We start from the raw sequence: 20,561 nt of genomic DNA on the forward strand, positions 1-20,561 counted from the left end.
TATTAGTTGGTTAAAAACTGTTCAGCTCACCGGCTAAGCCAGCAGCCGTTTCAGATCATCGAATTCCGATACGATGGCGTCAATGACCGCCGGTTCCAGGTAATGGTTCGCCCGATCCCGCACATGAGCATTGAGGGCATCTTCATTATTGGATTCAGACCAGTTCTGGCCCCTGTCCGGCCCGGATGTATCCCGGGACAATGCCAGCCACTTTGCGCACCAGGTCGTTGACCACAACCACATGAGCCGGCGAAGCGGCACATGCCAGGGCCGATGATCGGCGCCTCTGGCACCAAAAGCCTGCTCCCACGACTGATACGCGTGGGCGATATCGTGAACCCCCAGAACGGCGTAAGAGTTCATGTCCCAGGTGGTCGAGGTGTACAGAGTGCTATGGGCCAAGTCGAAGCCCGGGTAGCTGATGCGACACTTTTCAAGGTCCACCATCCAGGCGGCGCCTTTTTTGTCGACCAGAAAGTTGCCGGGGTGGGCATCAAAGGTGATCAGGCTTTCTGGCGGTCGCTCATCCAGGCCGGCCAGTCTGGTAGCAATCTCAAGCTGTTCCCCCACCCTGTTTTGAACGCAAGCGGACACACCGGCACGCGCCAGGAACTCCGCCTGAGTCCGGATTTCCCGAATCATGCTGACCAACGGATCTTCAGGAAGGCTCAGGCGCCGGTGACTCGCTTGCGGCACATCAACACGATGTATCCTCGCCAATGACAGGCTCAGAGACGCCACATGCTCAGGCAACGCCAATGGAACGCCATCCACATAATCCAGCACCAGAGCACCCCGAGGCAGCGCCGGGCTGACCGGTAACACCTGATGCAATGCTGGGGTCACTAAAGAGGGCGCCGCCGCCTGAAAACAGATTGCTTCGTGGGCCAGATGCGGTTCCGGGTCCAGGCCCACCTGGCTTTGCTTGGGAATACGCAGTAACTGGCCGCTGTCGCCAAGACGCACATGGGCGTGGGCCAACCCGGTGTCCGGGAGGAAGCGCAGGGATTGTCCGCGCCAGACGGTGTCCGCAAGGCGCTTTTCAAGGCCCGCTTCGGATACGCCGAGGGCGTGGAACAGTCCGCTTTGCCAGTGGTTCAGATTCCGGGTCATGATACTGCCACCACGCTATGTTGGCTCGAACGCCGCTGGGGGTGGAAGCGGGTTTCGTAGCCGTGTTTGCAACGTCGGTGACAATGCCAACAGAGGACATAATAGATGGATTCCACGGTCGTTGATCCTTGCTCGGTCAGAAAATTCAACAATTTGAACCTTCAGGACACATGACTTTACTAAAAATTACACAAACCCCGAAAAATAATGGCCACAGATAAAGACAACGGCGCTCTGTTACACACGCGATGCTCAAAACCTCAGGCCTTCGTATCCAGACGCAAAAAACGAGACAGTCGGGAGTGGGGGCGCCGGCTGAGATACAGCGGCAAGGTGCTCATGACGACCAGAATAACAACAGCGGCCACCACGGTCAGCAAAGGGCTCAGCTCAAAGCTGTGACCCAGTCCGGCAAAAACGAAGGTCATGGGCAGCATGCCAAGAGTGGTCGCGAGCGCATAACGCCAAAACGAGATTGCCGTCACACCGGCTGCATAACTGATCAGCGCAAACGAAAACAGCGGAATCAGGCGCGTTAGCGTCACCGCCATGAACAGAAAACGCTGAGAACCGGTGGCTGAAAATACCGGGTTACCGCCCAGTTTTCGCCGAACTGCCTCACGCCCCAGTACCCGCGCCAGATAAAAAGCAATGATAGACCCGGCGAGGGCACCCGACACTGCGATTGCAGTTCCGGTGAACACGCCGTAAACGAGACCTGAAGCAGCACTGATGGGCAGTGTCGGAATCGGTCCGACAACCACCGCGAGGATCATCAACAGCATCAGCAACAACGGCCCGGACATACCCTGCTGGTTAAGCCACTCAGCCAACGCTTCTGGCGCCAGACTAACAGGCATACCCAATTGACGAAGAAGCAGCCAAATGGCCCCCATCACGAGTGCGACTATGATCAGAAAAGTGAGCCGGAAAGCCCATTGTGAACGGTTCATCAGAGTATTCTACCGGCCACGTTGAAGGCGGGAAGGGTTTTTTCGAATTTTCAACTGCGTCATCACGGTACTTGTTACTGAGCGATCATTCAATCTGCCCGCTATGCCGAGACTGGCGGTGCGGAGCTGGCCAAGCATATGGCTGGCTACAATATGGCGCATATTCTTGACGCTTACTGACCCGCCACGAGAACAGACTGGCGTCAGTCGCGGGTAGACGGACAAGGCGCACAAGCAGACTCGTCTTTTTGTGACAGCGCAGTTTGCACATTGCCCTGGCCCGAGTTGAACGCAAACGTCGGGCTGTTCAGGTGGTCAATCACAATCAATATCAAAATGGCACCTAACAACGCCAGAACGCGACCTTTACGGTAAGCTGGATTCATACATGTGCTCCCGTTATCAGTTCGGCAGGCGAACCAGATCCAGGCGTGCAGGCTGGCCGAACCAATACCTGAGAAAAGCGCACCGATATTGCAACCAAAACCCAAGCGAGCACCGTAGCCCAGCAACAGGCCGCCCACCACGGCCGCCAGAAACGGGCGACCTTGCAGCTTGTTGCGACTGGCTTCGTTGAAACGATTAGCCAACCCTGCGGCCAGCATGGCACCCAACAGCAGGCCAAAATTCATCACCGATGGAATGTTGGTGAGCAGCGAATCCTTCAAAGCCATGGCGGGGTATTCCCACTGCCAGAACTCAAACTGACCCATGTCGACACCGATGGCTTGCAGTGCTTTAGCGCCCCATACGTTGAACGCAAAGGTGATGCTCCAGGGCGCCCCACCGATGGCCAGGGTAAGAACATTACCGGCGGCCAGAATCAGAATGGCCCAGGTGAACAGCCAGCGGCCGGTCACCAGAGTGCGCCAAAAACCTTGATCTTTCTGTTTCCACAAGAGCTCATCGCGGGCCACCTGGCCGTGGGCTTTGCGTTCAATGCGACTGACCCAGCGAGCAACTTCACTCATGCCATTCTCTCTTGCTGTCTAAAACATCACGCGGAATCAATTAAATACGTCGAGCAGTTTCGCTAAACCCGTCTTCTCCGCCTGCATTGGCCGATCGCTGTCTTGAGACCACTCGGCCATGGAGCCGTCATACAGCGCCACTTCGTCAAATCCGGCCAGTTCACTCAGCACAAACCAGTCGGTGGCGGCCCAGTGGGCGGTGTTACAGAAGGCAATAGCGCGCTTGTCGCGATCCAGATTGGTGCTCTGCAGTTGGCCGGCAATGGTGTCGGAGTTCAGGTACCAGGCTTTGCCCTGCTGGCTGAGAAAGTTCTGATGGGGAAGATTCATCGCACCAGGAATGGTACCAGCAGCTTTGGTTGCAGCTCGCCTTTGAAAGCACCGAAAGGACGCTGGGCGCCTTCACCACTGGCCACTTCAAATCCGGCCTCGTTCCAGCCGGCGAAGCCGCCGCTCAAAATGGTCACCTCATCGTGACCCAGTACCTTGAAAGTCCAGTACACCCGGGCAGCACTGCCAAAGTCGGTGGGGCCGGTACCGGCTGGCACGAGTACAACCGTATCGCCATTATTGATGCCCAGGCCGCTGATCAGCCGCTCCAGGCTGGACACCGGGGGCATAACACCGTTTACGCCATCACGGCTTTCACGCCAGCCATCGTCGGTGTAGCTGCTATAAACCAAGCCAGGAATGTGAGCTTTGCGAAACGTGCTGCGGTCGCCGCCGTTATCAATCCCGGAACGGATATCGACAATAACCAGTTCAGACTGCTGGCGCTGCTATTGCAGCCAGTCGGCATCTACCAGCGGAGGTAAGTCGCGGTCAGCAGCTGTTGCCAGCGAGCTGAACAGAATAAGGAAGGAAACAAGAAAACGGGCCATAACACCACTTCAAACATAGGCTCAAACGAAGTGGCATTATGATCGTCACAAAAAAGAATTAATACACAGACTTTTATTCTTTTTTAGAATAACCTAATCATAATCATTTCTGGCACTCGGGCAATTCGGGATTCAGCGTGTAGTGGCCAACCACCCGAGCGCTGTCTAGCACATGGCCTTTCATGGCCTTGCGTACCGCTTCGCCGTCAAACTCGCCGCTAAGGCCCAAAGACTCTACATCTAGCGCAAACACTTCATAGTGATAGTGGTGCAGCAGTTCGTCATTCCAGGGCGGGCACGGGCCGTCGTAGCCAAAGTAGGTGCCGGCCATATCCGGATTGCCTGCCAGAAACTGGGTGAAGTTGTTCACACCGCGCACGCCTACCGGGCCGCCGCCGAACTCTTTGCCCTTCGGAGTAACGCCGTCGCTGTCTTCGCCTTCCGGCAGGCAGCGCATGCGAGCAGGAATATCTAACAGCAGCCAGTGGAAGAAGTCCACCCGTGGAATGTCTTTGGAGATGGTTTTACCTTCCTGGTTGGCATCGTCTGCGATGCTGGGGACATCTGGATCGAACATAATAATCGCAAAGCTGCGCGTGCCTTCCGGCACTTGGTCCCAGACCATTTCCGGGCTGCGGTTGGCGCCAAAACTCATGTGGTCGTCTTCATTGAACACGCCAAAGGCGAACTTCTCTGGCACCGCTTTACCGTCTTCAATTCCTGACACTGTCAGTTTCACGTCAAATTCTCCTTAACTCTGGCTGATTTTGGCCAGTGATTGATCATCAGTGATTGATCGTCAACGTTTTTCACCATCATTGTGGCAGAATTCCAGCAGATCTGTGATACAAAGGCCAACCATATAACAGCCATTTTTTATCAACGGTCACTTTTTAGTCATCACTACAGCATGGAACCATAGTCTGCCTTATGTTCAATAACGGAGAAATCATTCATCATGTGCGAGATGCCATGGGCAGTGTGCTGGTCATTGACGAACGCAAACATCGTGTTCTCACGTTTAACTCCATTTTTGAACAGAGCAAGATAGACCGCCGCACTCCCCACCTGCCCGTGCACGAATACAGTCGCGCCATGATGCTGCCTGCCGCCTTCTATATGCCGGCCCGGGTAACCGTTCTGGGCCTGGGTGGAGGCGCGCTGGCGAGTGCTTTTCATCATCTGAACCCCGAATGCACCGTACACGTGGTGGAACTGCGACAGATTGTGGTGGATGTGGCGCGGGAATTTTTCAGCCTGCCGCAAACCGACCGCATGCAGGTTACCGTCGCCGACGCCCGCGTTGCGCTGGAGCAAATGCCCGACGCCAGCAGCGATATGATCCTGGCCGACCTGTACAACGCCGACCGTATGAGCCCTGCCCAGTCACAGCGAGTTTTTATGGACAGCTGTGCCCGCGTACTCACAAACGACGGCTGGCTGGCGCTGAACTACCATCGGCCACCCGTACCCAACGACGCCTGGTTCCGCCAGCTGAGGAAACACTTTCCGGTGTTGTTGGTGTTCCGCAGCAAAACCAACAACACCGTGCTTTACGCCAGTAGGCAGCCACTTGAAGCCATAAATGCCAAAGATCCGAAGCTGAACGCTCTTGAGCGCACGCTGCCGATTGGATGGCGCAAACTGATGGCCAAAGTGAGCCGCCTGGAATAAAAATGAGTCGCTTGGAGTAATGCGCATGGCGCGTTAATATCACACACTTGCCATGGGTCTCAGTCACGACAACAAAGCGCTTTTATACGCCAGCAGCAAGAGCGCTTTGTTCTCTTTTCTGTAAAGGCCCAATGCGATGATTGCTCCGAAAAATAAAACCAATAATAGTAGTAGTCCCCACCACATAGTGATCGTTGGCGGCGGTGCCGGCGGCCTTGAGCTGATCACCAGCCTTGGCAACACATTGGGGAAAAAAGGCAAAGCCCGCATTACCCTGGTGGATGCCGGCCTGACCCACGTCTGGAAACCTCTGCTGCACGAAGTTGCCTCTGGCTCCCTAGACGCCAATGCCAACGAAATCAATTACCGCGCCCACGCTCGCAAACATCATTACGAATTTCAGCTCGGCCGCATGAGCGGTCTGAACCGCGCCACCAAAACCCTGGTGGTTGCGCCATTTATGGGCGAAGACGGCGCAGAAGTCGTGCCCGAAAGGGAAATTGCCTACGACACGCTGGTGATTTCTGTAGGCAGTACCGCGAACGATTTTGGCACCCCCGGGGCTCAGAAAAACTGCTTGTTTCTAGACAGTCTGATACAAGCCCGGCGCTTCCATAACCTGATGTTGAACGCATTTTTGCGCAAAAACCACGAAGCTCAGCAAGGCCGCCAACACCGCCTGCACATCAATATTATTGGCGCCGGCGCTACCGGTGTGGAGTTGGCAGCCGAATTGCGCCTGGCCTCGCGCGAACTGCCGGTGTACGGCATGAACCACCTGCGTGCGTCCGACGTGTCTATTTCAGTGATTGAAGCGGCCGACCGTATTTTGCCTGCGTTGCCCACACGACTGTCTTCTGCGGCAACTCGCGAGCTGGAACATCTGCATGTGAAGGTGCTAACGGGCCAGCCGGTCAGCGAAATAAAAGAAGACCTTCTTGTGATGAAAGACGGCACCGAGCTGCCATCCGACATGACCATCTGGGCTGCTGGCATCAAGGCACCGGTGTTTCTGAGTAATCTGGAAGGTATCGAAGTGAATCGTAATAATCAATTGGTGGTACTGCAAACCCTGCAAACCACCCATGACACAGATATTTTTGCTCTTGGCGATTGCGCCGCCTGCCCTCAACCAGGCTCGGAGCGCCCGGTACCCGCTCGCGCCCAGGCTGCACACCAGCAAGCCGACGCGCTGTTCAAAACTCTGTGCAACCGCCTGCAAGGCAAAGCAGCCGTGCCATTTGTATACAACGACCACGGCTCGCTGATCAACTTTAGCCGCTACACCACCGTCGGTAACCTGATGGGTAATTTGTCGGGGCGCAGCATGTACATTGAAGGTAAGGTAGCGCGATTGTTTTACGCGTCTCTGTACCGTATGCACCAGGTGGCACTGCACGGTTTTCTGCGCACCGGCGTTATCTGGTTGATGGACAAAGTCAGCCGGGCAATGCAGCCGCGTTTAAAGCTGCACTGAGGAGCATCGGGTGGCGCTGCGCCTGTCCGGCAGTTTTCGACTGTGACCCTGCGCAGGCCATGATTCGCTCTATTTGATGGCCGCTACTCTCATTGCCAGCGCCGTTCGACTTGTCACTTCGGTCTTGCGGAATAGGGCATGAATCTGGTTTCGAACTGTATTCGGACTTGAGCCCAGCTCTCGTGCAATCTGTTTGTTACTGATACCGCTGGCAACGAGTTTGAGGATTTGCACTTCCCTGGCCGTAAATTGATACCAGTCCAGCCCTGCATCATCTGGCTCTGAAGAAGCACAAGGCGGAATGTCATCAACGTCGTATATTTCCCTCGCTTGCTCAACCAACTCGGCCACTATGCGCTTGACAGTTTCGACGTTGTTCCAGCGCTTGGTTGAACTAATGACGACAAAAAGCAGACTGTTATCACCAAGCTGATTGGCATGTACGGCGAAACGCCGGCCAAGTACCGGCTCCTGACTCAACAGTCGCCGACCAATACACGTGCATTGGCCCAAATCCACCAGCGATGGCGTTCGCATCGCCGTCCACAGCGCAACAAGTGACGCGCAGTGGCTCTGCAGAGTTTCGGGCTCTTCGTGAATTTCGCCTTCAAGAAAGAGAATTTCTTTAAAGTGCACGGTAGGGCCATTTACATCTGTAATACCAATGGCGGTGCAGTCAACGTCCAGTTCCAGAAAGAATGGCGCTCTCATGCTTTCTCGAAACGCTTCCCAGTTGTAACTCTTCTTATCACCTTCCATGATGTTCAGTATCCCTCAATAAATTTCTCCAGCCCCCATTGTAGAGCCATCTGTTGAAAGACTGGTACATTTAGCAACATCCGTTTTCCGCGGAACAAGAGGCTTCTGCCTGCCCACCATCAAAGGGCGCCAGTCCCTTGGTCACCTTCGGATCACGAAGTGTTGACGTGTTGCAATCAAAGGTTACGGCTCGTGCCAGCGGTGGCTCATTAACACTGCGCAACCCCATAAATGCGCCCTGATAAGGCGCCCGCATCATCAGATCAAAAGTTTTTGCACAGACTGCGACCCGCTCACCGCGTCGGTACACATGTCCATCATCGTCTTGCACCTCAAGCCAGGGGCCGCGATACATTACAGCCTGCCCAACTCCCAGCATGGACCCTGCTTGCCTTTGTAGGCCTGGATGCTGCACATGCGCACTTCTACATCGCCAATTCGGTCAATAATGTTTGCTGCCGTTGGCGACCAGTGAAACGTAATGCCGTGGAAACCGGCTTGCTGAAATGCAGCTATCACAGCTGATTCTGAGGGTATTCGCAAGGCTGCTCCGACCGGAGCTGATTTGACGCTGTGGCGGGCAGATAACGGTTCATCGCTTACCAACAGGGTACAAATTATGCTGCCGGTTGCACTCAAAGTGCGAAATGCCTCTGACATCAGTTTGCTTTCATGCTCGGCATCGACGCGGTTAAAGGTAAAATCCATGAACAGGTGATCAGCCCAGCCGTCTGCGACCGCGGGTGACCGCTCAGCGCCGGATCGCAACTTTTCATCCAATGCGAGGTAGGCATCGATATCACGCATAACGGCGCCCTGAAGCAATAGCTCTATAGCCCTGGCGTCACGAGACAAATCGGCAAGCGCTGCCAGGCGAATCCCGCTGGCATTATCCACCAACGCGGTGCTGGTGCGCAGTCGTCGTGGATCACTGTCTGCAATGATCAATTTGCCGCGTATACTGTCTGCACAGAGGGACAACAAATCGGAATAAGCCGCTCCCCACCATAGGATGTTGGGCGTAAAACCAGGCTCATCTGTGTCCTTGAGCTGATTACCCAGAACAGTGGCGGCATGGTACAGCTCGCGCTGCCAGAGACTCAGTCTCAACGCTGCGGTCTCAAGCATGCTCATTGACGTTAATGTCCCGGGTGTTGGAGTGTTCGCGGTATTCAATATGCTCCGGCAAGTCTGCACCAAAGCGCTCATAGTAGCGCGGTATGAGTACAGATGAAGAGACAAATCGATCCTGACAGATTTGCAGTGTGTCCAGGGTTGTTTCGGTAAAGCTCAGCCCATGCTGGCACAAAGCCTTGAGCCATTGACGATCAAACTGCCAGGGATAAGCGCCGATTTCGAGATTAGTTTGGGCAAAGATCAGATAGCTCCGCTGGCGAACATTTATTGCTTTAAGATCAACCGCCTTGAAGCTTTCGTAAAAGATCACCGTCCTGGGCCTTAGTACTTCACAGAACAGTCGCCATATATCTTTCATGGATGGAGTGATCTGGTTATCGACTACCAGATTCACGTATTCACTTTCAGGCACCCATCGAACGATACTTGCCACACTTGATTGGAACACATCCTGATGCAACAGGTTGAGGGCTTGGTTTGTGGCTACTGTATGCAATTCAGCATGATGGCGATCGCTAAGCAGTCTCTCGATACCCATCCACTGAGCTACCGATAACAACCGAGGGTCTGATAACGACAAAAGGAATACCACACTGCGCAACCACACGCTCGGCGGCTCGTTTGGTCAAGGTATAGTTGGTTGGATCGCTTCGCGGCTCAGGCAACGCCGTTTCTGATATGAGTTCACCGGAATAGCCTGCCGCGTAGGCCGTCGAAACGAAGACAAAAAAACCCACGCCGACGCCTTTCGCTGCGATTGTCAGCCTTGTAGTGAAATCAACGTTTATGGCCTTTAACGCTTCATTGTCAAAGTAATCAAGGCAGCCTGCGCAATGGATCACGGTATCAACTTTACCTGAGCGGAGCATGTCCTCGAGCAATTCTACCGACGCTGTCTCGGCACCCTGCCAATGGACGATAGTCAGACGCATCTGAAATTCGTCCGGAACCCGTTCCAAAGCCATCAGCTCACGCTGAATTTCTTGCGGAATGCTGTCGCCGGTATTGCTTTTCCGAGTGGGGATAATCACGTGATCCGCCCAACCATCGCTCAGCAGTTGAGCTGCCATGAGTGAACCGAGATGCCCCGTACCTCCAGTGAGCAGGACGCGTTTGCCGCGACGTGGCGTCTGAAGCGGCGTTTTCATTGAACCCCCTGAAGTGCCGCGTCTTTTTTGGTTTCAGTCGCTTTGGACAGTGCGTTCAGTATCATTGCCTGATCTGGCGCGCCACCATAGGAGACCACCGTCTGGTCAACGATGATAATCGGAAATGCGCTGAGGCCATGCGTCATAAATAGCTCGGAAACCTGGCTGGCAAGCTCTCCTGCTTTTACGCTCAGCTCTGCTGAAATTTTTGGCAGAATGGATTGGGCCGTTGTTACGGTGATGGTAATGACTGGCCAGTCCAGTGTAGTTTCCGCTAACGCATTGCGCGCTGTCGCTTCGATCTCCTCATCCACCTGCGACGTGCCGGGCATGCAGCAACTGGCAGAGACTACCACGATGGCATCGGGACCCAGTGCACGTTTGACCTGATTAATGTCTTCTTCCGACGTTTTTTTGAAGAAATCGAGCATGTCTTACCTTCTTTGTTTGATTGGTTACACCAAAAATGCGATAGCCAGTCCGAGGACCAATGCGCACGTAATGACGGTCAGCGTGTGAGCTATCACCAGTGGGAGTTTGAACAACCTGAACAGAAGCATGACCTCAGGTAGGCTGGTTCCTATCGCGGACACCAGAAAGGTTACAAGCGGTCCAACCGGGAAACCTTTCTCGATGAGCGCCAAACCGATTGGCAATGCGGTGATAGGCGAAATGTAGAGTGGCACGCCCAGCAGTGCGCATGCCAGGTAGAGCCAGCCAACCGGCAATTGATCGAGCAGCCTCACCAGTGCTTGCTGCGGTACAGCGCCATAGATCAAGCCCCCAATCAGCAAGCCCACCAGCAGATAAGGCGCGACGGTGCGCAACTCCTGCTTTGCCGCTAGCCAAGCAAAGCGTGATGAGGGCTGCCAGCCCTGCCATTTCGCTGCAGCTTGACCCAGAAAAGCGGCGCTGCTTTGTGGGGTTGGCTTCAGCGTGACGTAACGTGCCAGCCCAAAACTGCCTGCTGTCACGCCAGCTGCAGAGGTCAAAACCAGGCCCAGGAAAATAAACACGACAGCCGGGATAATACCCACAGTGAGCAGCAGCAAGATAAATACACCCTCGCTCACTACGGGTGAGGCCACCAAAAAGGCAAAACTCGGCACGAAGCCAACTCCTGCCCTGAGCATTCCGCTCAGCACAGGAATTGTTGAGCAGGAACAGAAGGGAGTTAGTACTCCACCGATACTGGCAACAAATGCCGATCGCCAACTGGAGGAACCCATCAGTGAACCTTGTGCCGCCTGAAATGAGACCCGCTGTTGCAGCATCACGACCGCCCAGGTGATCAACAAAAAAAGTTCAACAAGCAAGGCACCGTCCATGAGCAAAAACTCAAAGAACGGGCGATTACATCGAAATCGAAAATCTGTCGGTGAGCTATGGCAACTGCACCGTCGTGGAGAAGGTGACGCTGCGCGTTCAGCGTAACTCAGTCATGGCATTGATCGGTCCGTCCGGATGCGGAAAGTCCAGCCTGCTTTACTGCTTGAACCGTCTGAACGATCTTGTGCCTTGCTGTTCCGTGGAGGGGTCAGTCAACTTCAGCTGGATGGAAACCAAGCTTTTGGGGAAAAACTCAACCCAGCTGCGCCGACAGGTCGGGATGTTGTTTCAACGCCCCAACCCTTTCCCGTTCTCGATTCGCAAGAATCTTGAATTTGCCCTAAAGCAGCATGGTATCAAAGCCCGTATCGAGATCAACAACCTTATTGAATCCGCACTACGCGAAGTCGGCTTATGGGACGAGGTTCGCGATCGGCTCGACAGTTCAGCCATGGCTCTGTCGGGTGGTCAGCAGCAACGCCTTTGCCTTGCGCGCGCGCTAGTACTGGATCCCGATGTGTTGCTGATGGATGAACCCTGCAGTTCTCTGGACCCGATGTCGACAGAGAAGATTGAAACGCTGATTCGCAACCTGTCCAAGCGAAGAACCATTGTCCTGGTTACCCACAGCTTAAGTCAGGCACGGCGTGTGGCTGATGAGGTAGCAGTATTCTGGAAGGTTGATGGGGTCGGCAAGTTGATTGAGTGTGGCAATTCCAAGGACGTGTTTGAGCGACCTCAGCATCCCTTGACTAAAACCTATTTAGAGTTCGCCTGAACCGCGCTGCAGCTCTGTCACCACAGCTTGGTATATCTGTTCCATTGTCGACTGCGTGCTGCAATTCCTACTATAGCAACATGAAAACACATGTCCCTGATCCGTTAGATTATCCCCATGCGCGAGTGCAATCGCTCCCGCTTCATGTTCACGATCTACTGAAACATGTCGTGTTGCAGCAGGCCATCTGTGTGCCCAGGGGAACCGGCGAGCTTATGGCCCGCGGACACTGGGTTGCCCATTACCCCAGCGGTAACGGTGAGTGGCTGGCCACGGGCGACTTTGCGATCCTGAACGACAGTGCCCAGCTGGAAATTATCGATCGAATGGAGGATGCCTTGATCAGCAATGGCAACCCCCTGTGTTCAGCGCTGATTGAACACCAGGCGCGATTGGTCCCCGGTGTCGCAGATGCTGCGTTGCTGGTCACCGGGCTCGACAACGGTCACTGCGTGTTGGCCTGGATTGCCGCAGCCGACTCTGATCCTTCCGCAGTTGATCTTGAACTGCAACAACAGATTGCCAGTGCTTTCGACGGCTGGAGCCCAACGCAATGCAAGCGGGTGGACAGTTTTCCCTACACCCCGTCTGCAAAGGTTCAGAAGCACCTGCTTAAAGCCCAAATCGCCCGCCTTCATAACAATAACGAGGCTTTAACTCCCAGTTTTTCCTGCCGAGGTCATGAGTCATGACAGACATAACTAAAACACTCACAGCAGATCCGGCTGAGCACAGCGATAGCAAAAGCTCATTGCCCCTGGAAGGCTATCTGAGGTGGGTGGTTAACCACCGGCTTTGGATCATCATGTTGATACTGGCACTGTCAGCCTTCTTCGGTTTTTTTGCTGCCAAACAACAGATCATCATCAATCCGGCCGCTGTGGTGCCGCAAAGCCACCCCTACATCACCGCAACCAACACTATTGAGCGAATTTTTGGCTCGAAATACCTGGTTGTGATTGGCCTGACGCCAACCGAGGGCAATGCCCTGCAGCCTCAGGTACTGGAGGCGGTAAGACGCATTACCGACGATCTGTATGGCGCCTCCTCAGTGACCAATAAGACACTGCTCAGCCTGTCATCCCGGCAAGCCAAAAGCATAGCCGGTCATGCAGAAAGTTTCGAGGCCAGGCCCTTGCTGGCTGAACCGATACCCCGCACGACAGAAGAGCTTGCAGCCCTGAAAGCCACAATTATGGCCAACCCCATCTACCGCGATGCGGTGATCTCAAGTGACTGGCGTACTGCTACCATAATGCTCGAGCTGAAGGAAAACCCAAATGGCTTTGGCGCTATGCTCTCGGAAGTGCATGAAATTCTGAGTCGGGAAAGTCTGCCGGGCATCAACATTTCCGTAAGTGGCAATCCGGTTTTTCTTGAGCAGGCAGAAGTGTTTGCAGACCGCATAAACTGGCTGTTTCCTATCGCTGTACTGGTCATTGGCCTGTTGCACTTTGAAGCCTTTCGAACTGTTCAGGGTTTGATTCTGCCTCTGGTCACGGCCGTGCTGTCGGTAGTCTGGGGCGTCGGCATCATGGGTTTGATGAAGGTACCCATGGACATTTTCAACTCGCCCACGCCGATTCTGATCCTTGCCGTGGCCGCCGGGCACGCTGTGCAGTTGTTGAAACGCTACTACGAGCATTTCATCGACTTGGTCAATGTACAGAACATGGCACCACAGGCGGCCAACCGCCTGGCCACCATTCAGTCTCTTGTTGCGGTAGGCCCAGTGCTGGTGATCGCCGGTGGCATTGCCGCGCTGGGGTTCTTTTCATTGGTGGTATTTGAGCTGGAAACGGTGCGAGCCTTTGGTATTTTCACCGGCATCGGCCTGCTATCTGCTGTGGTGCTGGAGTTCACCTTTACGCCGGCTGTGCGTGCCAGTTTGAAGCCGCCGTCGGCAGCCCATATTGATACTGAAATGAAGCCGCGCATCTGGGACCGTCTGGCCGCCCGCATTGCCCAGACGGTTGTCAGCTCGGTCAGTCGTCGATGGGTATTGTTGCTCTTTGTAGTACTGATAGGCGTGGCTGTTGCTGGCTGGCCCAAAGTGCATGTCGACAACTCAAGCAAGAGCTTTTTCTCAGACTCGTTGCCCATCCAGCAGGACGATAATCTGCTCAACGCGCAAACCGGCGGCACCAATGTGCTGTACATCATGGTTGATACCGGGCAGCCCGACGGCATCAAGGACCCACAGATTCTGAATGCCATTCGCGCACTGCAGGCTGATGCCGCCGCGCGTCCGATAGTCGGCAAAACCCTGTCTATCGTTGATTTCGTTCAGCGCATGCATCAGGCCGCCCTCGGTGACCCGGCGCAGCCTGTGCCGCTTCCCGATGATCAGGATCTCATCGCCCAGTACCTGTTCCTGTACTCGATGTCCGGCGACCCTGAGGACTTTTCGGCCCATGTCGACTACGACTATCAACGAGCAAAGATCTCGATCATGTTACGCACCAACAGCAATGCTGAAATCGATCAGCTGGTCACTGAACTGAGCACCTTGGCCAATCAACGCTTTCCCGATCACGTGACCCTGTCCTATGGCGGGGAAGTGGCGCAGACACTCGCCGTAACTGATGTCATGGTGCACAGTAAACTTCTGAATATCGGTCAGATTCTTACTGTGATCTTTCTGGTAGCAGCGATTGCCTTCCGCTCGTTTATTGCTGGGTTGTTGGTTCTCTCGCCGGCGCTTGTGGTGTTGTCAGTGGTGTTTGGTGTAATGGGCTACTTTGGCGTGCCGCTAAACATCCCCAATTCACTGATCTCAGCCATGGCGGTGGGTATCGGTGCCGATTACGCGATCTACCTGATCTACCGCATCCGCGAATATGCCAAACAGGGCCAGAGTTTGCCCCACGCTGTCGAAATGGCCATTAAAACCGCTGGCAAAGCCTGCCTTTTCGTCGCCACAGCCGTCGCCGGCGGTTATGCCGTCCTGATGTTTTCCTACGACTACAAGGTTCATATGTGGCTCTCCACCTTTCTCGTGCTGGCCATGCTGACCAGCGTTTTGGCAACCCTGACGTTCATCCCGAGTGTGATTCTGACCTTCAAACCAGCCTTTATTTTTCGCCGGCGTTCCGGTGATGGCGGCGCTGTGCTGCTAATCATCCTGGCGTCCATCGGGTTCCTCACATACTCCCAGGTGGGTTGGTCTGCTGAGCAGGGGGCAGTGGAAATCATGGAGCGCAATGCTGCGGTAACACGCTTTAGCACCTCCACAGCGGAAGCCGAATTTGTCTTGCAGAACAAGAGCGGATCCACCCGCACGCGCCGGTCAAATATGGCCTCCAAGCTCCAGGAGAACGGCCAGGACACCATGCGTCTGGTCCGCTTCAATGCCCCGGCAGATATTCGCGGCACCACAACGCTGTTGATTGAACACACTGCCGCCGACGACGACATGTGGGTCTATCTCCCAGCTATGCGTCGGGTACGCCGCCTTGTGGCCTCCAACAAAAAGGACAGTTTTATTGGCACTGACTTCAGCTTCGGCGATGTGATGGGCCATAAAGTTGATGACTGGCAGCACAGCCTGCTGAGACAAGAATTGCGCGGCGGCGTCGAGCACTACGTCATCGAGTCGTTGCCTATCAACGACAACGTGCGCACTAATTCCGGTTATGCCAAGCGAATGACTTGGGTGCGCATGGACAGCTTTGCCACGACCTACGTGGAGGCATTTGATGTACGCGGCCAACCCTACAAGACCTTCAGTTTCTTCGATATCCAGCAAGTTGATGCCGAACATGATAAGTGGCAACCGATGCGCGCCGAAAGCACCAACTTGCAAAGTGGTCACAGCACAACCATCAGCTTCAGCAACTTCAAGGTCGGTGAGCCGCTCAGCGACAAGCTGTTTTCCGCGAATAATCTGGCTATAAATTAAGGTACAAACGATGCGCCAATCTCAATTGTTACGCTGGGGAGCCGGCGCACTGGCAACGCTGCTGATTACAACCCAGGGGTACGCCAGCTCGCCGCAGCTGAACGGTGAAATCACCTCAGGCCTATGGTCATCCAATCGCATGCTGGACGACAGGCATGCGGTGTCCTCCAATCGTCTTAAGCTCAATCTCTATTGGCAGGCCTCCGACAACCTGCAACTGCGTTCTTCGGTCTCGGCACGCTCTTCACAAGAGCGGCTGAATGACAAGCGCGAAGGTGCCGGGGTGGATGAACTCTATATCCGCAACAGGGGTTGGCCCTGTACTGCGGCGCTAGGCAAGAAACTGGTCATCTGGGGGCGAGCAGACGGTATCAACCCGACCGATCTGGTGTCACCCACCAACTACCGCCGCCTGACCCCGGAAACCAACGATCAGCGTACCGGCAACTGGGGCCTGCATCTCGATTGCGCCGCGGGTCAGGGTCGGCTGCAAATGCATGTGCTGGATCGTTTTCGCTTCAATGATGTGCCCTTGCGCGCAACACCCGGTGTGCAGTTTATTGAGCAAGATCCGAGCGTGCGCCCGACTCTGGCGATTAAGTATGACGTACTCGCCTCCAGCGCCGATTGGTCAGTAAGCTTTATCGACGGGCACGACCCCTTTCCCACGTTCGCGTTACGCAATATTACACCCCAGGGCATCACTCTGGACCAATACGCCACGCGTATGCGTATGCTTGGCAGCGACCTTACTCTGGTGCGCGGGGAAACTGCTTACAGAGCCGAGATTGCGTGGGTCGACTTCCAACAGGCATCGACGGCATCGGTTGCCCGCCGACGACCTTACACCTCACTGATTGCTGGTGCCGAATGGTATCTTGGCGATCGCGAAACACTGTCGCTGCAGGGCTTCTTGCGACACTTGCGGTCGGTTTCAACGCCATCCAGCGATCCGCTGCTGGAACAGATTCAGGAGGCGCAGTCACTTGTCAGCAACGAATTGGATACAAAGCAGTATGGGATTACCTTCAGGTATGCCAGGCCCTTGCTCGACTCAAAGGCAGCCATGGATATCTTCGCCGTATGGACAGAGCCCCGAGGTGACTGGATGCTCAGAGGACGACTGAAGTACGCTTTAACGGACAGCTGGCGCATCAATACTGGTTTCGAGTTTTTTAGAGGCCCGGGGAATGCGTTCCTGGGGCAGTTGCGAAAAAATTCGTTAACCTTCGTCGAGGCAAGTTACCTGTGGTAAATCGATCGCAAAGCCTGCGCGTTTAAAACGGAGATACCCCCATGCAAATCTTGTTCATGTGTACCCATAACAGCTGTCGCAGTATCTTGTCTGAGGCTCTATTCAACCATTTGGCACCCGCCGGCATGACGGCAGTGAGTTCGGGCAGTTGGCCTAGTGGCCAAGTGAATGTCAGAGCACTGAAAACCCTCGAAGCCGCATGCATTTCAACCGACGGATTGACCAGCAAGGCATCGGATGTCTTCGAGCACTCACCACCAGATATTGTCATCACTGTGTGCGATCGTGCTGCCGGCGAGGCCTGTCCGGTCTTCTTCTTCGGCCCTGCACTGAAATTTTCAGAGGTGATCTGTGTAGACGAACGAAACCGATCAACGCTTCTGATAAGCCTCGGCCCAGGCCAGAGCAGCTATTGCAGGAAGGGGTTTGCTGTAGAAAAAACCCTGAGCCTGCTCACAACCCATTTCGATCAGTTTGTCCTGCATGGCCTGGGCTTCAATGCCCTCTGCCACTACCCGGCGCTTGAAGTTCTTTGACAAACTGATGATGGATTTTACGATCATCTCATCATCCGCATTGTTGAGCATGTCGCTAACAAACGAACGGTCGATCTTGATTTCCTGCGCCGGCAGGCGGCGAAAGTGGTCCAGCGAGGAATAGCCGGTACCAAAATCATCAAGGGATACTTGCACGCCCAGATCCCGGCATTTCAACAGAATGCCCATGATTCTTCCTGGATCGTTTAACGCCGTGGTTTCCAGCAGTTCAATAATCAGGCGCGAGCGTACATCTGGATCGCAGTCCTGCAAAGCCGCCTGCAAATCCTCTACAAAACCATCGCTAAGAAGATGCGTCGGGCTCAGGTTAATACTCAGAGAATAAGGCAACCCCAGCTGTTTCCATTGCTGCAGTTTGGCCACCGCGTCGGTAATGACAAACCGGCCCACCGCCGCGGCGTATTCAGTGTGCTCCAATTGTGGCAAAAAGCTGATCGGCCCAAGTAATCCTTTCTCTGGGTGATTCCAGCGAATCAAGGCCTCGAAGCCGTCCACCCGATGGTTAACCAGAACAATTTTGGGTTGAAGGTACATTTCAAACTGGCTTTCGCCCAGCGCCTTGGCGGTCTGCTCTAAAACCCGCACCTGCTCAACCCGGCTCACATACGTTTCGACATCAAAAATGCTGTAGCGATTGCGACCGGCATCTTTTGCCGCGTACATAGCCTGATCAGCATGCCTCAAGAGCAGATCCGGTGCGGACTGGTCCCTTGGGTATAAGGTAACACCCATACTGGCCGCAAGATCAAGCGTGACATCCTGGTGGTTTATCGGGCGCCGAATCGCTTCAAGCATACGCTCGTAAACCGCGTTATTTTCGACATCACGGATAATGGCTACAAATTCATCACCCCCCAAGCGGGCGATAATGTCGCACTCGCGAAGAACGTGCTGAAGCCGCGCAGCAACGGTTTTCAAAACCGCATCGCCTACTGAGTGACCGTAGTTGTCATTTATCTCTTTAAAACAGTCCAGGTCAATAAAACAAATGGACAGGGCGCCTTGGCGTTGGTCCGCGAGCGTCAGCTCCTGTTCGAACAGTTCGGTTAACCGCCTGCGATTGGGCAAACCCGTCAGAGGATCGAAATTTGCTGCCTGTTCAAGACCTTTCTGGTGTTCCTGCCGCTCCTTGTACATGCGTTTACGCTCAATCAACTGGCCCACCGTCTGCAACAGCGGCTCAAGCTCGGTGGCCAATTTATTGGTGTACCCCTCCGGGCGGTTGGCAAGCCCCACCAGACCAACACGGTTATCACCGGAAAATATGGGAACGCCCATATAACGGGTAATCTGCGGGTGGCCGGTTGGCAATTCCCCAGCCTGGCTATCGCTTTCAAACCCGTCACTTATCAACACGTCGTCTGACAGCATTGATGTATCGATCAGGCTATTCAGCCGTTCGAACAACAAACCCCTTGTTTTACGCTGCTGAGAGCGATCTGCTGATTCCGGGCTCCACGAAATATCGGTTATCGCGCCTACGCGTAGATAAGGGCTATTGTCGCTATTGGTCAGCATCTCGCCGATAAATCCGAACTGGCTGTCGGTCAACACCAGCAGATCGCTTAACAGAATTTCAAACGCGGCATCCTGATCGTCATCTGTGTGGAAAGTGTTCTGGGCCCGGTGAATAGCACGGTTCAGCCGCGACACTGGAACCTGCTTTTGATATTGCGATGCGTGGTAAAAGCGCTCCACTTCATCTTCAATCAGGCTGGCGAGCGTTCTTAATACATCCAGCTCGTGTTCCGGAATGTCACGCGGTTTACGATCCATAATGCACAGAGTGCCCATTTTGAACCCACCGGGCTCCCGCACGGGCATACCGGCATAAAACCGAACGTGTGGTTCACCAGTCACCAGAGGGTTGCTGCAAAAGCGTTCATCTTTGGTTGCATCCGGGACGACGAACACCGAATCCTGCTTAATGGCGTGGTCGCAAAAAGCGACGCAGCGCGGTGTCTCGCTAACATCCAGACCACGTTTAGATTTGAACCACTGCCGCTTTTCATCCAGCAGTGAAAATAAGGCAATAGGGGTGCTGTAGAAGCGCCGCGCCAGGTTAATCAGGCGATCGAAGCGTTCTTCTGAACCTGTATCCATGATCGTCAGCCGCTCAAGTGCAGCGAGACGGCGTTTTTCCAGAGTTACTGGATCCATAAGCTTCCTCCCATAGTGCCGGGTAGATAGTGCTGCGGCCGTCTAAATCGACCGTCCTGTAATTTACGACTGAACCCTATATGCCGTTCGAGGTGTTCTCGGCATCAAGTATTCGCTCTAAGCACTTATCCACAGACTGTTTGCCATGCACAGTGATACTGACCGAGCTCGGCAGGCGCCAACGTGCCATTAACAATACCATGAATTTCACAGTTTGAGCTTTGGGTAAGCTGAGCCAGACTGCACATTTCGCAGCCTTCAATGCAGAGCCACGACCATACTCACTGGTGCGCGCAGCATTAATCGCCATAAATTAGCTTGCTATGTACATAGCCATAGATCCGCTGCCAGACAAGGGCATCGGCGGTTTATGCCTGGTCGATCCGCGAGGTTAAGCTCTTGAAAAACAGCGCTTTCAGCCACTTTCTTTTATCCCCCATGACACATCCAAGCTAGAACCTGGCGCTG

At 54.4% G+C, this 20,561-nt stretch carries 20 protein-coding genes and 1 pseudogene; 7 read left to right on the forward strand and 14 right to left on the reverse strand.

Annotated elements, in window-relative coordinates:
• Positions 1-33 precede the first annotated feature (33 nt).
• The 6 genes from ATI45_RS14360 to ATI45_RS14380 all read right to left on the reverse strand — a co-directional run bounded on the left by ATI45_RS14360 (position 34) and on the right by ATI45_RS14380 (position 4,657).
• Positions 34-1,113, reverse strand: coding sequence for a phosphotransferase family protein (locus ATI45_RS14360; RefSeq protein WP_098420180.1), 1,080 nt, complete (start codon positions 1,111-1,113; stop codon positions 34-36).
• Between the two features lie 260 nt (positions 1,114-1,373).
• Complete coding sequence (locus ATI45_RS14365) at positions 1,374-2,066, reverse strand: TVP38/TMEM64 family protein (RefSeq protein ID WP_098420182.1); 693 nt, start codon at positions 2,064-2,066, stop codon at positions 1,374-1,376.
• 203 nt (positions 2,067-2,269) lie between these two features.
• Positions 2,270-3,037 carry a YeeE/YedE family protein gene (locus tag ATI45_RS14370; RefSeq protein WP_098420184.1) on the reverse strand — a complete coding sequence of 256 codons (768 nt, stop codon included), beginning with the start codon at positions 3,035-3,037 and terminating at the stop codon, positions 2,270-2,272.
• Positions 3,038-3,073: 36 nt separating this feature from the next.
• Positions 3,074-3,367 carry a sulfurtransferase gene (locus tag ATI45_RS22770; RefSeq protein ID WP_267283831.1) on the reverse strand — a complete coding sequence of 98 codons (294 nt, stop codon included), beginning with the start codon at positions 3,365-3,367 and terminating at the stop codon, positions 3,074-3,076.
• Positions 3,364-3,798, reverse strand: coding sequence for a sulfurtransferase (locus ATI45_RS22775; RefSeq protein ID WP_228706257.1), 435 nt, complete (start codon positions 3,796-3,798; stop codon positions 3,364-3,366). Before ATI45_RS22775 ends, ATI45_RS22770 begins: the two co-directional genes overlap by 4 nt.
• Before the next feature lie 223 nt (positions 3,799-4,021).
• Positions 4,022-4,657, reverse strand: a complete 636-nt coding sequence (locus ATI45_RS14380) for a YbhB/YbcL family Raf kinase inhibitor-like protein (protein WP_098420186.1) — start codon at positions 4,655-4,657, stop codon at positions 4,022-4,024.
• Positions 4,658-4,848: 191 nt separating this feature from the next.
• Between ATI45_RS14380 and ATI45_RS14385 the strand changes: the two genes are divergently transcribed.
• Positions 4,849-5,592, forward strand: a complete 744-nt coding sequence (locus ATI45_RS14385) for a spermidine synthase (RefSeq protein WP_098420188.1) — start codon at positions 4,849-4,851, stop codon at positions 5,590-5,592.
• 136 nt (positions 5,593-5,728) lie between these two features.
• Entirely contained in the window at positions 5,729-7,069 is a 1,341-nt protein-coding gene (locus ATI45_RS14390; RefSeq protein WP_098420190.1) for an NAD(P)/FAD-dependent oxidoreductase, read from the forward strand.
• 69 nt (positions 7,070-7,138) lie between these two features.
• Here the strand turns inward: ATI45_RS14390 and ATI45_RS14395 are convergent, their stop codons facing one another.
• From ATI45_RS14395 to ATI45_RS14425, 7 genes are all read right to left on the reverse strand, one after another.
• Complete coding sequence (locus ATI45_RS14395) at positions 7,139-7,828, reverse strand: LuxR C-terminal-related transcriptional regulator (RefSeq protein WP_098420192.1); 690 nt, start codon at positions 7,826-7,828, stop codon at positions 7,139-7,141.
• Between the two features lie 70 nt (positions 7,829-7,898).
• Complete coding sequence (locus tag ATI45_RS14400) at positions 7,899-8,207, reverse strand: hypothetical protein (protein ID WP_143751166.1); 309 nt, start codon at positions 8,205-8,207, stop codon at positions 7,899-7,901.
• Positions 8,183-8,962 carry a hypothetical protein gene (locus ATI45_RS14405; protein WP_098420196.1) on the reverse strand — a complete coding sequence of 260 codons (780 nt, stop codon included), beginning with the start codon at positions 8,960-8,962 and terminating at the stop codon, positions 8,183-8,185. Before ATI45_RS14405 ends, ATI45_RS14400 begins: the two co-directional genes overlap by 25 nt.
• Positions 8,949-9,503 (reverse strand): hypothetical protein, encoded by a 555-nt coding sequence (locus ATI45_RS14410; RefSeq protein WP_098420198.1) that lies wholly within the window; start codon positions 9,501-9,503, stop codon positions 8,949-8,951. Before ATI45_RS14410 ends, ATI45_RS14405 begins: the two co-directional genes overlap by 14 nt.
• Complete coding sequence (locus ATI45_RS14415; protein WP_098420200.1) at positions 9,481-10,113, reverse strand: SDR family oxidoreductase; 633 nt, start codon at positions 10,111-10,113, stop codon at positions 9,481-9,483. The genes ATI45_RS14410 and ATI45_RS14415 overlap by 23 nt, the downstream gene beginning before the upstream one ends.
• Positions 10,110-10,544 (reverse strand): hypothetical protein, encoded by a 435-nt coding sequence (locus ATI45_RS14420; protein ID WP_098420202.1) that lies wholly within the window; start codon positions 10,542-10,544, stop codon positions 10,110-10,112. The genes ATI45_RS14415 and ATI45_RS14420 overlap by 4 nt, the downstream gene beginning before the upstream one ends.
• Positions 10,545-10,568: 24 nt before the next feature.
• Positions 10,569-11,429 (reverse strand): permease, encoded by an 861-nt coding sequence (locus ATI45_RS14425; protein WP_179888414.1) that lies wholly within the window; start codon positions 11,427-11,429, stop codon positions 10,569-10,571.
• Between the two features lie 62 nt (positions 11,430-11,491).
• Between ATI45_RS14425 and ATI45_RS14430 the strand changes: the two genes are divergently transcribed.
• The 5 genes and pseudogenes from ATI45_RS14430 to ATI45_RS14450 all read left to right on the forward strand — a co-directional run.
• Positions 11,492-12,220, forward strand: coding sequence for a phosphate ABC transporter ATP-binding protein (locus tag ATI45_RS14430; protein WP_218926143.1), 729 nt, complete (start codon positions 11,492-11,494; stop codon positions 12,218-12,220).
• 191 nt (positions 12,221-12,411) lie between these two features.
• A complete protein-coding gene (locus ATI45_RS14435; RefSeq protein ID WP_143751167.1) occupies positions 12,412-12,912 on the forward strand; it encodes an acyl--CoA ligase in 501 nt (166 codons plus the stop codon).
• Positions 12,909-16,121 (forward strand): outer membrane lipoprotein-sorting protein, encoded by a 3,213-nt coding sequence (locus ATI45_RS14440; protein ID WP_098420207.1) that lies wholly within the window; start codon positions 12,909-12,911, stop codon positions 16,119-16,121. The genes ATI45_RS14435 and ATI45_RS14440 overlap by 4 nt, the downstream gene beginning before the upstream one ends.
• A 10-nt stretch (positions 16,122-16,131) precedes the next feature.
• Positions 16,132-17,376, forward strand: a complete 1,245-nt coding sequence (locus tag ATI45_RS14445) for a hypothetical protein (RefSeq protein WP_098420209.1) — start codon at positions 16,132-16,134, stop codon at positions 17,374-17,376.
• A gap of 41 nt (positions 17,377-17,417) precedes the next feature.
• Positions 17,418-17,711, forward strand: a pseudogene (locus tag ATI45_RS14450) (arsenate reductase ArsC); the annotation flags it as partial.
• A gap of 36 nt (positions 17,712-17,747) precedes the next feature.
• Here the strand turns inward: ATI45_RS14450 and ATI45_RS14455 are convergent.
• Complete coding sequence (locus ATI45_RS14455) at positions 17,748-20,093, reverse strand: EAL domain-containing protein (protein ID WP_098420211.1); 2,346 nt, start codon at positions 20,091-20,093, stop codon at positions 17,748-17,750.
• Between the last annotated feature and the right edge of the window lie 468 nt (positions 20,094-20,561).

The organism is Marinobacter sp. LV10MA510-1 (assembly GCF_002563885.1).
GTDB lineage: Bacteria > Pseudomonadota > Gammaproteobacteria > Pseudomonadales > Oleiphilaceae > Marinobacter.

Coding starts and splice junctions, on each gene's coding strand:
- ATI45_RS14405 (WP_098420196.1), bottom strand. CDS start 8,962: ATGAGCATGCTTGAGACCGCAGCGTTGAGACTGAGTCTCTGGCAGCGC.
- ATI45_RS14445 (WP_098420209.1), top strand. CDS start 16,132: ATGCGCCAATCTCAATTGTTACGCTGGGGAGCCGGCGCACTGGCAACG.
- ATI45_RS14410 (WP_098420198.1), bottom strand. CDS start 9,503: ATGGGTATCGAGAGACTGCTTAGCGATCGCCATCATGCTGAATTGCAT.
- ATI45_RS14400 (WP_143751166.1), bottom strand. CDS start 8,207: ATGCTGGGAGTTGGGCAGGCTGTAATGTATCGCGGCCCCTGGCTTGAG.
- ATI45_RS14420 (WP_098420202.1), bottom strand. CDS start 10,544: ATGCTCGATTTCTTCAAAAAAACGTCGGAAGAAGACATTAATCAGGTC.
- ATI45_RS14440 (WP_098420207.1), top strand. CDS start 12,909: ATGACAGACATAACTAAAACACTCACAGCAGATCCGGCTGAGCACAGC.
- ATI45_RS14360 (WP_098420180.1), bottom strand. CDS start 1,113: ATGACCCGGAATCTGAACCACTGGCAAAGCGGACTGTTCCACGCCCTC.
- ATI45_RS14365 (WP_098420182.1), bottom strand. CDS start 2,066: ATGAACCGTTCACAATGGGCTTTCCGGCTCACTTTTCTGATCATAGTC.
- ATI45_RS22770 (WP_267283831.1), bottom strand. CDS start 3,367: ATGAATCTTCCCCATCAGAACTTTCTCAGCCAGCAGGGCAAAGCCTGG.
- ATI45_RS14455 (WP_098420211.1), bottom strand. CDS start 20,093: ATGGATCCAGTAACTCTGGAAAAACGCCGTCTCGCTGCACTTGAGCGG.
- ATI45_RS14415 (WP_098420200.1), bottom strand. CDS start 10,113: ATGAAAACGCCGCTTCAGACGCCACGTCGCGGCAAACGCGTCCTGCTC.
- ATI45_RS14370 (WP_098420184.1), bottom strand. CDS start 3,037: ATGAGTGAAGTTGCTCGCTGGGTCAGTCGCATTGAACGCAAAGCCCAC.
- ATI45_RS14385 (WP_098420188.1), top strand. CDS start 4,849: ATGTTCAATAACGGAGAAATCATTCATCATGTGCGAGATGCCATGGGC.
- ATI45_RS14390 (WP_098420190.1), top strand. CDS start 5,729: ATGATTGCTCCGAAAAATAAAACCAATAATAGTAGTAGTCCCCACCAC.
- ATI45_RS14395 (WP_098420192.1), bottom strand. CDS start 7,828: ATGGAAGGTGATAAGAAGAGTTACAACTGGGAAGCGTTTCGAGAAAGC.